Source organism: Lentzea alba (genome assembly GCF_011067745.1).
GTDB lineage: Bacteria > Actinomycetota > Actinomycetes > Mycobacteriales > Pseudonocardiaceae > Lentzea > Lentzea alba.
This window is the reverse complement of sequence record NZ_JAAMPJ010000004.1, coordinates 148,059-161,025: the sequence shown is the minus strand read 5'-3', so window position 1 is coordinate 161,025 and position 12,967 is coordinate 148,059. Positions and strand designations below refer to the sequence as shown.

Genomic DNA, 12,967 nt, shown 5'->3' with positions numbered 1-12,967 from the left:
TCGTCGTCACCTTGCCTAGTTCACACGGATTCGGGGGTCGAGCGCGGCGTACAGCACATCGGCGAGCCAGCCGGAGAACAGCACGCACACCGCGACGAACAGCGTCACCGTGGCCGTGATGTTCGTGTCCTGGGCCGAGATGCCGGTGACCAGCCAGTCACCCATGCCGAACCAGCCGAAGATCCGTTCGGTGAACGTGCCACCGACGACGAGCAGGCCGAACCCGAACGCGAACAGCGTCGCCATCGGGATCAGCGCGGTGCGCAGACCGTGCTTGAACAGCGCCTTGCGGCGGGTGAGGCCCTTGGCCTGGGCGGTGCGCAGGAAGTCGCTGCCCAGCACGTCGAGCATCGACGAGCGCTGGTAGCGGCTGTAGTAGGCGATCTGGCCGAGCGCGATCGTCAGCGTCGGCACGATCAGGTGCTGCAGCCGGTCGCCGAGGTGCTCGAACCAGTTGCCCTGGAAGCCGGGTGTCTCCTCACCGACGAAGATCAGCACGTTCGAGCCGATCGAGTCGTTGATGCCCTGGGCGCCCATCTTGAGCAGCGTGCCGAGCACGAACACCGGTGTCGAGAGAAGTATGAAGCTGAACAAGGTCGCGAAGTAGTCGCTGAACTTGTACTGCCTGATCGCGCTCACCACGCCGAGCAGCACCCCGAACAGGATGCCGATCGTGATGCCGAGCAGGAACAGCCTCAGACTCACGCCGATCCGGCGGCCCAGTTCGTCCGTGATCGGGCGGTCGGTGATCGTGCGACCGAAGTCACCCTGCACCACACCGCTCATCCACGTCACGAACCGCTGCGGGATCGGCTGGTCGAGGTGGAGGTCTCGTTTCTTCGCCTCGATCGATGCCGCCGGAGGCGGTGGGTTGCGTTGTTGCAACACCCCGATCGGGTCAAAGGTGGCGGAGGCCAACGTGAACGCGAGGAACGTTGCCACTAGGGCAAGCACCACGTAGTTGACCAACCGCCGCAACAGAAATCCGGCCACCCGTGTTCAGTCCTCTCCCCGGTGGTTGCGACGTCGGCACACTGGATTGCAGTGGACGAGTTGCAAGAGATTAACCGCCGATCTGGCGCACCGCCGCCCACCCCCACCGATTCGCGGGGGCCCACTGACCGGGCCATAGTCACCCATGCGTGGCGTTATGCAGGGGCGAACAGGCACATCAACAGTTGACGCTCGGCGATTGTGTGTCCAAGCGTGACCATTGTGCGTCCGGATCGCTGTAATTCACCGTGAAGTTCTGTCACGACCACGGATGGATGTGACGCATCCGGGTGAATGCATTGGCCGGAAGATGTGGGACAAGCAGCGCAATGTGATCGGAATCCGGCATCACGCTGCGGAGCGCCTCAGGTGTGCACGGTCACTGTATCGATCACTGCGCCGTCCAGCGCACCGGGAGCTCCGCCACCCCGCCGACCAGCTGTTCCGTCCTGGGGCGCAGTGCGGTGACCTCGACGGCCAGGCCGAACGTCTCGAACCGTTCGGTGAGGGCGTGGAAGACCTCGGTCAGCTCGACCCTGGCGAGCGGCGCGCCGATGCAGAACCTCGGGCCGTGGCCGAACGTGAGGTGGGGGTTGGTCTCGCGCTGGGTGAAGGTCTCCGGATCCGGGAACCTGACCTCGTCCCGGTTGGCCTGGTCGATGCCGAGCAGGACGAGGTCGCCCTGCGGGATCCGGACGCCTTCGACCTCGATGTCGGCCATCGCGTACCGGGGCAGGCCGGAGTCCTCGCTGCGGATCGACGTGAGCGAGCGGTGGCGCAGGATCTCCTCGACCGCGGCGGGAATGCTCTTGGGGTCTTGCTTGAGCGCGTCCCACTGACCGGGGTTCTCGCTGAGCAGCATGACGCCGCGGTCGATGACGGAGACGGTCGTCTCGTGGCCCGCGAACAGCAGGCCGGCGCTGAGCTGGGCGATCTGCTCGTCCGCCGCGGTGCCGGCGAGGCGGGTGATGACGTCGTCGCCCGGTTCGGCCTTCTTCCGCTGGACCAGCTCGTTCATGTAGGTCCAGAGCTTGGTGGCGCCTTCGATCGACTTCTGCTGGTCGTTGAGCGTGCTCATGGACTCCGACCAGCGGCGGAACTCGGTGCGGTCGGCGTAGGGGACGCCCAGCAGCTCGCAGATCACCAGGACCGGGAGCGGGAACGACACGAGCTCGTGGAAGTTCGCCGGTTGGGGGTGGGTGACGAGGTCGTCCAGCAGGTCGTGGATCAGGTTCCTGATGCGCGGGCGCAGCGCCTCCATGTTCCTGGCGGAGAACTCCGGGTTGAGCATCCTGCGCATCCAGGTGTGGCGCTCGTTCTCCTCCTGCTCGGTGGCCTGGTGCGGCCGGCCGAGCAGCACGGAGTCGGTGAACCTCGGGGCGTTGTCCGGGTCGGCGTGGCCGCGGCCGAGCCTGCGGTCCGCCAGCAGGGTCTTGACCTGGTCGTAGCCGGTGACGAGCCAGGCTTCGTCGCCGGCCGGAGTGGGTACGCGTTTGATCGGCATCGCCGTGCTCCCTCAGTCCCGGCTGCCAGCCTACCGTCGGAAACCGCTGGTCAGGCTGGGCTACCTGGGGGAGATCAAGCAGCCGTACGCCAGAGGCGGCCGCCCGCGATCACGAACACCTGATCGCCCACCTTCTCCGCCGCCACGACCTCGCCGGACAGCCCCTCGGCCGGGCGTTCGTCCTTTTCGGACACGAGCTTCACGCCGTTGTGGTCGACGATCAGGGTCGGGGTGCCGTTGACCGGGACGGGGGCGGCGAGGTTCTGGTCGTCGCCGACCGGGACGTCCGGGGTGGTCAGCTTCTTCCAGTCGGGACCCGTCCACCAGGCGAGCTTGCCCTTGCCGCGGCCGACGACGTGGCAGGTGCCGTCCCAGCAGCGGGCGGCCAGGGCGGCGTCACCGTCCGGGAGCACCGCCGTCGTCCAGGTCGTGCCGTCGAACTGCCAGACGGCCGCGCTCACCGCGCCCTTGGCGATCTGCCAGCCGACGACCAGCGCACCGTCGCCGTTCGGGGTGACGGCCAGCGGGAAGCGGAGGAGTTCCTGCGAGCTCTCGAGGACGGTGCCGGCGGAGGGCTGGCGGGTCCACGTGTCCGCGGCGTAGGTCCACGCCGCGATGTCGAGACCGGCCTTGGCGCTCTGCCAGGTGCCGATGATCAGCGGGCCCTTCGCCGTGCGGACCGGGCCGATCAGCTCGCCCGCCCCGTAGCCGCCGAACGTGCTGAACCCCTGCGGTTTCTCGGCGATCTGACCGGTGTCGCCGGTCCAGGCGCTCCACCGGACGTTGCCGTGCGCGCCGCCGCGTTCGCCGCCGACGCCGGTGATCGTGGTGCCGTCGGAGGTGATCCCGTACCAGTGCGCTTCCCTGCCGTACGGGGTCGCCGGGGTGAGCTTCACGTTGTTCAGCGCGCCGTCCTTGGTGCGCGTGACCAGTTCCGGGTGGTCGGACGGACGGGTGCCGATCACCAGCGTGTCGCCGTGCGTGGCCAGTGCTTCCGGGGTGGCGGTGAGGCCGACGGCCGTGAAGCCGACTCCGCCGTCCACGCCCGAGGAGCAGCCGGTGAGGACGAGCAAAACCGCGAGCATCAGCCTCCGCATGCGGCCAGTATCGACCACATGCGCCCCGAATCCGGTCAGGTGTTGCACTTCTCCGAAGATCCTTCGCTCACCCGGTTCGTGCCGCACCTGGCGGCCACCGCGCGGCAACCCGGCGAGTACGTGTGGGCGGTGGACTGGAGCCGCTCCCCCGACTACTGGTTTCCCCGGCAGTGCCCGCGGGTGATGGCGTGGACGATCTCCGGCACGACGGACGAGGATCGCGAGCGGATCATCGGGCCCGGCTGCGGGGTCAGGGTGCACGCGGTCGAGTACGGGTGGCTGGAGCGGATGCGGACCGTCGAGCTGTACGCGTACCGGTTCGACGCGGGGCCGTTCCAGCAGTTCGGAGAGGACGGGGAAGGACGCGGGATCGCGATGGTGGCGACCGAACCGGTCGTGCCGCTGGGCCCTGCGGAACGGGTGGGCGATTTGTTCGAGTTGCACGAACGGGCGGGGATCGCGTTGCGGGTGCTCCCGAACCTGTGGTCGTTCTGGGACGCGGTGACCACGAGCTCGCTGGAGTGGAGTGGGATCCGGTTGCGGAACGCCCTGAAACGTTCAGTGCAATGATCTGCGCCCATGCGGGTGCTGCTGGTGGAGGACGACGAGCCGATCGCGGAATCGCTCACACGCGGGTTGTCGCGCTACGGGTTCGAGGTCCGTTGGGTGCGCACGGGCGAAGAGGCGCTCGCCGCCGACGACTTCGTGCTGGCGCTCGTCGACCTCGGGTTGCCCGACATGGACGGTCTGGACGTCTGCCGTGAGCTGCGTGCGCGCGGTGACGTGCCGATCATCGTGATCAGCGCACGGTCCGACGAGGTCGATCGGGTCGTGGGGCTGGAGATCGGCGCGGACGACTACATCACCAAACCGTTCGGCGTGCGTGAGGTCGTCGCACGGATACGCGCGGTCATGCGGCGTGCGCAGCCAACGCTGAAAGAGCCGGCGCAGGAGCACGGGCGGTTGACGATCGATCGGCGCGGGCGCCGCGTGCACCTCGACGGCGCCGAGCTGGAGCTGGCGCCGAAGGAGTTCGACCTGCTCGCGTTCCTGGCCGAGGAGCCGGGCGCGGTGTTCACCCGCGAGCAGATCATGGAGGCGGTGTGGGACGAGAACTGGTTCGGTCCCACCAAGACGCTGGACGTGCACGTGGGGGTGCTGCGCCGCAAGCTCGGTGACGCGGCCTCGCTGGAGACCGTGCGCGGCGTGGGCTTCCGGCTGGTGCTCGCGTGATCCGGCAGCTCGTCTGGAGCTACGTGCTCCTGGTCGCGATCGCCATCGCGGCGTTCACCGTGCCGGTGGCGTTCACGCTGAACAACCAGCTCCTCGGCGACGCGGAGAACACCGCGCGGCGCGAGGCCGAGACCGCCGCACTGCTGCTGGCTTCCGGCGACACGCGGTCGTTGAGCGCGTTGATAGACGCCTACGAGCGGCAGACGCTGGGCCAGATCGACGTCCTCGGGCCGCAACCGGAGAACAAGGTCTGGGACTCCGAGGGACTGAAGCTCACCGTGCCGGCCAAGCAACCGGACGGCACCATCGTCGGCGCGATCCGGCTGTCCTATCCGGACGGCCCGATCGTCGACCGGCTGTGGCAGATCTGGGGGTTCCGGGCCGCGCTCGCGGTCGGCGTGCTGATCGTGGCGGCGTTCCTCGGGCTGTGGCTGGCACGACGGGTCACCCGGCCGTTGCGCGAGCTGAACGACATGGCTGCGCGGCTGCGGGATGGTGACCTGACCGCGCGCGCCGAGGAGACCGGGCCGCCCGAGACCCGCACGCTCGCCCGCACGTTGAACACCGCCACCGAGACGATCGACACGCTGGTCGGCTCGCAGCGGGCGTTCATCGGGGACGCCTCGCACCAGCTGCGCACGCCGCTGACGGCGTTGCGACTGTCGCTGGACAACGTGGCCGACGGCGTGGACGACCCGCACGTGCGCGAGGACGTCGAGATGGCGACCGCCGAGGTCGTGCGGATGTCACGGCTGGTCAACGGGTTGCTCGCGCTGGCCCGCGCCGAGGCCGACGTCGCCCACCCCGAACCCGTGCAGGTGCTCGACGTCGTCACCGAACGGTTCACCGCCTGGCGCGCCGCCGCCGACGAGCGGTCGATCTCGCTGGTCAGCGAGGGGTTCGACATCCGGGTGCTGGCGACGCCGGGACACCTCGAGCAGGTGCTGGACAACGTGCTGTCCAACGCGCTGGAGGTGTCCCCCGACGGCGCCACGATCCTGGTCCGCACCACCCGGCCGGGCCTGGTCGAGATCATCGACTCCGGACCCGGGCTGCCCGACGCGGAACGTGCGCGGGCGTTCGACCGGTTCTGGCGTGGTCAGGGCCTGACCGGCAAGGGCGGGTCCGGTCTCGGCCTGGCGATCGTGAAGCAGCTCGTCACCGACGACGGCGGCGCGGTGTCGCTGGAGGCCGCGTCCGGTGGCGGACTGTGCGTGCGGATCAGACTTTCTCCGGCATAGCGGACGAGTGGTGGTTCACGATGAGCCACTTGCCGTCGACCTTCTCGTAGACGAACGTGTAGCGGGCGTCCACAGTGGTCGGCTTGCCGTCCTGGGTGAGCGCGAACCGGTAGGTGCCCGCGTCGATCGCGTCGTCGGCGTTGAGCACGGCGACGTGCGAGTCGAGGATGGTGCCGCTCGGCTTGCTCTGCAGGAACTTCACGAAGTAGTCGACGATCTCGGCGCGGGTGGACCGCACCTGGTTCGACACGGTGGGCAGCAGGACCGCGTTCGGAGCGTAACGGTCGGCCACCTTTTCGGGGTCACCCGTCGCGAGGGCCGCGTTCCAGTCGGTGAACAGCGCCTTGATCTGCTCGTCGCTCGGCTTCGTGTCCGCGTTGGCGGTCGTCTGCGCTGGGGCGCTGGAGCAACCGACGACGAGAGCGGCAACTCCGGCCAGTCCGGCGGCTCCCAGGATGCTCTTACGCAATGTCATCACCCATTCGATCGTGTGGCTGTTGACAACCACTTTCGGGTAACGCACGGAAGCGCTCGGGCAGGAGAAGTGCAGGAGAGTTCCAAGATCAGGCCAAGGTTTCCGCGAGCCTGGTAAACCTGGACGTATGGGACTTCTCAGCGGAATGATGGGGAACGCGTCGAAACTCGACCCGAGGGCGGCCGCGCAGGAGTTCGGCCGGCTGCTGTCGCAGGGGGAACAGATCCACGCGGCGTACCAGCTGGTGCGCGACTCGTTCCTGTTCACCGACCGGCGGTTGATCCTGGTCGACAAACAGGGCATGACGGGCAAGAAGGTCGAGTACCACTCGATTCCCTACAAGGCGATCACGCAGTTCTCCGTCGAGACGGCCGGTCATTTCGACCTCGACGCCGAGCTGAAGATCTGGGTCTCCAGCAGTGACGCGCCGATCTCCAAGCAGTTCGGGAAGGGCGTCGACGTGTACGAGGTGCAGGCGCTGCTGGCCGCCTTCGTGCGGTAGGAACGCCACGGCGACCTCGGCCAGCGCCAGGACGAGCGCGGTGACCAGGTGGCTGGTGTCCAGCAGGACGTTCAGCACGGTCAGGACGGTGGCCGCGACCCGGCTGCGGACCAGCACTCGCATGATGGCGGTGGCGCAGCGGGTGGTGGACATTTCCGTTCCCTTCCAACGTTTCTGCTCTCACAGATACGTCGAACCACACCCGCCGATTTCGACATCACCAGGACGGAAATCCCTGCTGTACAACGAAAAATCCCCCGCCGGCACATGGCCTGCGGGGGACTTTGGTTGCGGGACTTACCAAACAGTGCTCACCGTGCTTGCAGCATCGGGCGGAACTTGTCGCGGTACGCCCACGCCAGACCAATCTCGGCGGCGACCACGACGATCGCGATCCCCAGGCCCGACGGCTCCAGGAACACGTGGATCAGGAAGATGTTCACGACCATCGGCGCCAGGATCGCGAGGGCCAGCGGCACGAACCGGCCGGCGACCAGCAGGACGCCCGCGACGAGCTGGACGCCCGAGGCCAGCTGCAGCATGTAGCCGGTCGCGTAGAGGGCCGCCGTGAACGCGACGCCGGCGGGCGCCATGGTGCTCGGATCCGGGGCGGGCATGAAGTTCAGGAACCCGTTCAAGCCGGTCGTGGCGAACAGCAGACCGATCAGCACGCGGGTGACGATCGTGGCGTAGCGGCCGACGGCGATCTTGCGGGCGGCGGGGGCGGCGATGACGGTCGTGGCGCTCATGTCGGGTTCCTCCTGGGCTGTGGTGTCCTTCCACTGATGCGTCGAACGGCCACCCCACCGGATCGACACATCACCCAGAAAAATCTTGAAAAGTTTCGCTCAGGTGCTGCGAGCTGCGCGAACGTGCTCGGCGACCGGGCTGAGCTTGAGCCAGTCCGGCAGGCCGCGGACCACCCAGCGCGGGCCGGTCAGCTCGATCGTGCCCGCGCGCACGGCGTCGAGCAGTTCGAGCTCGCCCTCCCACATCCGGTAGAGCGTGGCGATGTCGGACGCCAGGACCGCGTCGACCTCCAGGCCCGGATCGGTGTAGCAGACGGAGGCGTCGCCGGGCTCGACGACGAGCCAGAACGTGCGGCGGCGGTCGTTGATGCGGATCTCGATGTTGGCGCGGCGGGTCAGCGTGCCGGTGTCGACCCGGCCGTGCATCCACCACATCAGCACCTCGGGGTCGAGCTCGTCGGCGCGCGGGTCGCCGAACGCGTACCGGGCGCCCCAGTCGGCGAGGCCGAACACCAGAGGGCGCAGCGCCTGTCCGGCCGGCGTCAGCGCGTAGCCGTCACCGCTGCGCGTCACCAGGCCCGCGGTGGCGAGCTGCCGCAGCCGGCGGGACAGCAGGGCACGCGAGAGTCCCGGCAGGCCGCGGGAGAGCTCGTTGAAGCGCGAGGCACCGACGAGCATGTCCCGCACGATCAGCAACGTCCACCGGTCGCCCAGCACCTCGACGGCGCGGACGATCGGGCAGTACTGCGCATACGTCCTCACAGTGCGCACCTCCTCACAGGGAAAGTCTCCGTCGCGTGGCCTGTTTCGTTACCGCCGTCCGGTTCACTTTCAGAACTACCTGCGGGGCTCGGCTGTTCTTACGTTCGTCGCATGACAACTCTTGAGACACTGCGGGTGACCGGCACGTTCCCGACCGTCACCAGAGACGACGACGCCAAGTTCGTGGAGATGGCCGCCCGCATCGGCGCGATCGCGGCAGCCCATGCGTTCGAGCACGATCGCGACGCGACGTTCGTGAGCGAGGCGTACGAGGCCATGCGCGAGGAGGGCTATCTGGCGTTGGCCGTACCCGAGGAACTGGGCGGGCTCGGCGCCACGATGCGCCAGGTCTGCTACGCGCAGGCCGAGCTCGCCCGGCACGACGGCGCCACCGCGCTGGCCGTCACCATGCACCTGTATCTGACGCTGATGCAGGGATATCGCAGACGCAAGGGCGCGCCGGACGCGGAGGGCGTGCTGCGGCGGGTGGCCGCGGAGGGCCTGGTCATCGCGACCAGCGGCGGGTCGGACTGGCTGTGGCCGACGACCACGGCGACGGCGGTCGACGGCGGGTTCCTGGTGTCCGGGCGCAAGACGTTCTGCAGCCAGTCGCCGCGCGCGAACGTCGTGGCCACGTCCGCTGTTCTCGGTGAGGAGGTGCTGCACTTCAGCGCGCCGTTGAACGCCGAGGGCGTGCGCATCGAGGAAACCTGGGACACGCTCGGCATGCGCGGCACGGCCAGCCACGACGTGGTGCTGGAGGACGTGTTCATCCCGGCCGAGAAGATCGCGGCACGGCGGCCGTACGGGGAGTTCGGCGTGCCCCTGTTCGCCGCGATCGTGCACTTCGCGCCGGTGTGCGGGGCGACCTACTTCGGCATCGCGTCGGGTGCGCGGGACGCCGCCGTGCGGTCGACCTCGAAGAACGCCGCGCGGCAGATCGGGTTGATGGACTACAAGCTGCGCACCGCCTGGTGGTCGCTGATGGGATCGATCGAGGAGCTCGGCGACGACTACACGGCCAACGCCGAGTCGACCGTCACGGTGATGCTGGCCAAGCGTCAGGCCGTCGTGGAGGCGATCGACGTCGTGGACACCGCGATGGAGGTCCTGGGTGGACGGTCGTTCTTCAAGCGGTCACCGCTGGAGCGCGCCTACCGCGACGTGCGCGCTGGAACGTTCCACCCGCTCACACCCGAAGCCACCCTCAGGTACGCGGGCAAGGTCGCCCAGGGTGACTCCGGAGTAACCGAATAGGTTCAAGTTGTAGGCCCGCCAAGGGTTTGCGAGGATTCGGGTCCGTCTCTATCCAAGGAGCGATTCCGGTGGCTACTCGCCTCAACCCGTACCTGCGCTTCGACGGTTCCGCGCGTCAGGCGATGGAGTTCTACCAGTCGGTCTTCGGCGGCGAGCTGAAGATGAACACCTTCGGCGAGTTCGGCATGCAGGACTCGCCGCAGGCCGACCAGATCATGCACGCGCAGCTGGAGACCGAGTCCGGCTACACGCTGATGGCCTCCGACACGCCGCCCGGCATGCCCTACAACCCCGGCGACACCATCACGATCTCCCTGTCCGGCGACGAGGAGGTGCTCAAGGAGCACTTCGCCAAGCTCGCCGAGGGCGGCAAGATCGGTACGCCGCTGGAGAAGCAGATGTGGGGCGACGAGTACGGCGACCTGGTCGACAAGTTCGGCGTGAGCTGGATGGTCAACCTGGGCGGACTCGGGTAACGCTGACGGGCGGGGCCGCGGTGGTGGCCCCGCCCGCCGTGCTGACGCATGATGTGGACCATGAGCGAGCGTCTGCGAGGAGTGGTCGACCAACTCGCGATCCGCCCTCACGAGCGGGTGCTGGAGATCGGCTGCGGTCAGGGCGTGGCCGCCACGATGGTGTGCCAGCTGCTGTCCACCGGCACCCTCACCGCGATCGACCGCTCCACCAAGATGGTCGAGGCCGCGACCCGGCGCAACGCCCCGTACGTGGCGTCCGGCAAGGCCGAGTTCCTGATCGCGTCGCTGGAGGACATGAACCTCGGCGACCGCCGGTTCGACCTGGTCTTCGCCGTGCGGGTCGGCCTGTTCCACCGCGATCCGAGCCGCGCGCACGAACTGCTGCGCCCGTGGCTCGCACCGGGAGCGCGCGTGCTCTCGTTCTTCGACGTACCGGTCTAGATTCGGCCGAGCAGTTCGCTGATCAGCTTCTTCGACGGCTCGACGCCCGCGGGTGACACGACCTCGACCTGCGTCTTGCCCTTGCGCGCGGCGACCGTGTGCTGGGTGGTCTCCGAACCGCCGGCCGTGGCCTCGTAGGCCTCGTCGTGGAAACCCTCGATGGGCTTGGCCTTCTCCGGCTTGCCCGCCGCGAACGACTTCGCCGTCGCGTTCGTCGTGAACCGCACCTCGACCGGCATGCCGGACCCCACGTACTTGCACGTCGTGACCGCCTTCTCGACGGTCTCCTGCTGGCCCTGCAGCCGCAGTCCGAGTGCCTTGCCGACGACCGACGAGTTGGCGTTGGCGCAGTTCGGGCCGTTGCCGGCGGGCTGTTCGACGGTGGTCGGGGTCTCCGGTGCCTGCGTCGGGGCGGCTTCCGGGGTGGAGGTGCACGCGGCGAGCAGGAACGCGGCGGCGGCGAGGAGGGCGATGCGCACACCGGTACATCGGCCGTGCGCCGCTTCCGCGTTACCCCGCTCAGAGGCGGTCGAGAGTGTGCCGGAGCACCTCGTCGACGCGGGCGTCCCAGTCGGCCTCCTGGAAGGTTCCGCCGAGGACGGCGACGGCGGCGAGGATCACCGTGCCCTCGATGTCGGCGACGAGCGTGGTCAGATTCGTCGCCGTGGTGAACGCAGTGCCTTGGGGTGCCGGTCGTCGTTCCTGGCCCGACCAGCCTCGGACCGCGACCAGCTCTGCCGGAAGATCAGTCGCCCACCCAGACAGCTCAGCCCTCGTGCCGTGCGGTGCGCCGATCACGCGGTGGATCCGCAGTTCCTGGTCGTCCCACACGGCCGTGACGCTCTCGATCCGCAGTCCCGGCACCATCGGCTGGTGCGCGTCGAACACCGGACGGTGCCACGAGGCCGCCCAGTTGTCCCGCGCGCCAAGCGGGTGGATCCGGCGTCGCACGCTGCGGTCGCCCCTGATGACGAGGCTGATGTGGTTGTCGGCGGGGTTCTTCTGCGCCGTCGGGCCGGTGCTCGTCGAGTAGGCGAAACGGCTGTAGAGCGGGTCGTCTTCGGTCGCGTGCTCGCCTTCGAACGGCCGGACGTGGTCGCTGCCGTGGTTGTGCAGCCTGGTCACGCCGTTGTGCTTCTGGATCAGCAAGCCGGGTCCGGGTAGCGCAAGCGTTTGGTTCGTGTCGTCGCGCTCCTCCGGTTCGGTCCACAGTGGATGATCCGGACCGGCGAGCAGGCAGACGAACGCCTTCGAGGCCCAGTACGGCGAGGCCGGGCCGGAGTAGGGCTGCAGGCTCGCCTCGTGCGGGCCGTGCCAGCCGAGGCTGAGCAGGCCGTCGGTGAGCGAGCCGCGGTCGAGGAAGTACCTGAGGTTGTTGCTGATGAGCTGCCGGGAGTGGCCGGGGCTCAGCGGTGTCTCGCCGGTGACCGCGCCGAGAGCGATCGCACTGGCCGCGGCGAACCGGTAGGTCAGCGAGCGTCCGAAGTAGACCGGGGCGCCGTCCGCACCGAACAGCAGGTGGAAGCTCTTCAGGTGTTCCTTGAGATGCGTGGTGATCGGCCGGCTGCTCAGGTGGGCGTCCAGCGCCGGGTAGAGGTGCAGCGCCCAGCCGTTGTAGTGGTCGAACGCGCGGCCGTCGCCGTCGGAGTACCAGCCGTCACCGCGGTACCAGCCTTCGAGCAACTCCAGCGCGCGCTGTTTCGCCCGGCCGGTCTCCTCGTCACCACGGCCGGCCGCTTCCAGGAAGGACGCCACGGTGTACGGGAAGAAGTACCAGTTGTTGGCGGCGGGCACGTGCCGCAGCGCCTCCCGCAGCCAGGTCTCGGCCCGATCCTGCTGCGATGTCGAGAGCTTGTCCCACAGCCACGGCTTGGTCAGGCGCAGTCCCAGCGCCACGGACGCCGACTCGACCATCGGCTGGCCGACGTCGGTGATCGCGGGCCACTCCCCCGCCGTCCCCGCGACCAGGCCGGCGGCGTAACGCTCCAGCCAGTTGTGCGGGTCTTCACCGTGCGCGGTGCGGAACGCGGCGGCGAGGAACGTCCGGGCATAGCCCTCCAAGCCGTCCGAGCGCACGCCGCTGCGCGAGGGGCGGCCGGGCAGGTCGAGGAACGCGCTGGTGGGGGACGCGTAGCGCCACGCGGCGGCGAGCAGGCCGTCGGCGGCGGCAACCCAATGGGTGCGGGTCAGGCCGGTGTGGGGGCTGAGGGTGCGGTCCTCTTCTGGCAGCTTCACGC

Annotated in this window: 15 protein-coding genes; 7 read left to right on the top strand and 8 right to left on the bottom strand. The window is 68.7% G+C overall.

All coding sequences use genetic code 11. From position 1 onward, the window contains the following. Positions 1-15: 15 nt before the first annotated feature. The 3 genes from G7043_RS16440 to G7043_RS16430 form a co-directional block, all read right to left on the bottom strand. Entirely contained in the window at positions 16-993 is a 978-nt protein-coding gene (locus G7043_RS16440; RefSeq protein ID WP_166046540.1) for an ABC transporter permease, read from the bottom strand. A 391-nt stretch (positions 994-1,384) separates the two neighbouring features. After that, entirely contained in the window at positions 1,385-2,497 is a 1,113-nt protein-coding gene (locus G7043_RS16435) for a cytochrome P450 (protein WP_166046539.1), read from the bottom strand. 74 nt (positions 2,498-2,571) lie between these two features. Continuing rightward, positions 2,572-3,594 (bottom strand): hypothetical protein, encoded by a 1,023-nt coding sequence (locus tag G7043_RS16430; protein ID WP_166046538.1) that lies wholly within the window; start codon positions 3,592-3,594, stop codon positions 2,572-2,574. A gap of 18 nt (positions 3,595-3,612) precedes the next feature. On the opposite strand from G7043_RS16430, the gene G7043_RS16425 reads away from it, so the two are divergent. From G7043_RS16425 to G7043_RS16415, 3 genes are read left to right on the top strand one after another with little or no spacing between them, the layout of a single operon-like run. Next, entirely contained in the window at positions 3,613-4,164 is a 552-nt protein-coding gene (locus G7043_RS16425) for a DUF6886 family protein (protein WP_166046537.1), read from the top strand. A 9-nt stretch (positions 4,165-4,173) separates the two neighbouring features. Further along, positions 4,174-4,827 (top strand): response regulator transcription factor, encoded by a 654-nt coding sequence (locus G7043_RS16420; RefSeq protein ID WP_166046536.1) that lies wholly within the window; start codon positions 4,174-4,176, stop codon positions 4,825-4,827. After that, entirely contained in the window at positions 4,824-6,068 is a 1,245-nt protein-coding gene (locus G7043_RS16415; RefSeq protein ID WP_166046535.1) for a sensor histidine kinase, read from the top strand. The genes G7043_RS16420 and G7043_RS16415 overlap by 4 nt, the downstream gene beginning before the upstream one ends. On the opposite strand, the gene G7043_RS16410 is transcribed toward G7043_RS16415, so the two are convergent. Further along, positions 6,049-6,543 (bottom strand): SgcJ/EcaC family oxidoreductase, encoded by a 495-nt coding sequence (locus G7043_RS16410; protein WP_166047012.1) that lies wholly within the window; start codon positions 6,541-6,543, stop codon positions 6,049-6,051. The genes G7043_RS16415 and G7043_RS16410 overlap by 20 nt on opposite strands. Positions 6,544-6,670: 127 nt before the next feature. Between G7043_RS16410 and G7043_RS16405 the strand changes: the two genes are divergently transcribed. Then, positions 6,671-7,045 (top strand): PH domain-containing protein, encoded by a 375-nt coding sequence (locus G7043_RS16405; protein WP_166046534.1) that lies wholly within the window; start codon positions 6,671-6,673, stop codon positions 7,043-7,045. Positions 7,046-7,356: 311 nt separating this feature from the next. Here the strand turns inward: G7043_RS16405 and G7043_RS16400 are convergent, their stop codons facing one another. Both G7043_RS16400 and G7043_RS16395 read right to left on the bottom strand, forming a co-directional pair. Further along, positions 7,357-7,794, bottom strand: a complete 438-nt coding sequence (locus tag G7043_RS16400; protein ID WP_166046533.1) for a DoxX family membrane protein — start codon at positions 7,792-7,794, stop codon at positions 7,357-7,359. Positions 7,795-7,893: 99 nt separating this feature from the next. Beyond that, positions 7,894-8,556: a winged helix-turn-helix transcriptional regulator gene (locus G7043_RS16395; RefSeq protein ID WP_207311269.1), complete on the bottom strand. Its 663-nt coding sequence runs from the start codon at positions 8,554-8,556 to the stop codon at positions 7,894-7,896. A 111-nt stretch (positions 8,557-8,667) separates the two neighbouring features. Between G7043_RS16395 and G7043_RS16390 the strand changes: the two genes are divergently transcribed. From G7043_RS16390 to G7043_RS16380, 3 genes are all read left to right on the top strand, one after another. Continuing rightward, positions 8,668-9,813 (top strand): acyl-CoA dehydrogenase family protein, encoded by a 1,146-nt coding sequence (locus G7043_RS16390; protein WP_166046532.1) that lies wholly within the window; start codon positions 8,668-8,670, stop codon positions 9,811-9,813. Between the two features lie 68 nt (positions 9,814-9,881). Continuing rightward, on the top strand, positions 9,882-10,289 hold the full coding sequence (locus tag G7043_RS16385) for a VOC family protein (RefSeq protein ID WP_166046531.1): 408 nt from the start codon (positions 9,882-9,884) through the stop codon (positions 10,287-10,289). A gap of 60 nt (positions 10,290-10,349) precedes the next feature. After that, the gene (locus G7043_RS16380) at positions 10,350-10,730 is read left to right on the top strand and encodes a class I SAM-dependent methyltransferase (protein WP_158102643.1); all 381 of its coding nucleotides are present in this window, start codon (positions 10,350-10,352) and stop codon (positions 10,728-10,730) included. On the opposite strand, the gene G7043_RS16375 is transcribed toward G7043_RS16380, so the two are convergent. Next, the gene (locus G7043_RS16375) at positions 10,727-11,209 is read right to left on the bottom strand and encodes a hypothetical protein (protein ID WP_166046530.1); all 483 of its coding nucleotides are present in this window, start codon (positions 11,207-11,209) and stop codon (positions 10,727-10,729) included. The two genes, G7043_RS16380 and G7043_RS16375, sit on opposite strands and share 4 nt — an antisense overlap. Positions 11,210-11,249: 40 nt before the next feature. Next, positions 11,250-12,965, bottom strand: coding sequence for a DUF2264 domain-containing protein (locus G7043_RS16370; protein ID WP_313887913.1), 1,716 nt, complete (start codon positions 12,963-12,965; stop codon positions 11,250-11,252). Positions 12,966-12,967 lie beyond the last annotated feature (2 nt).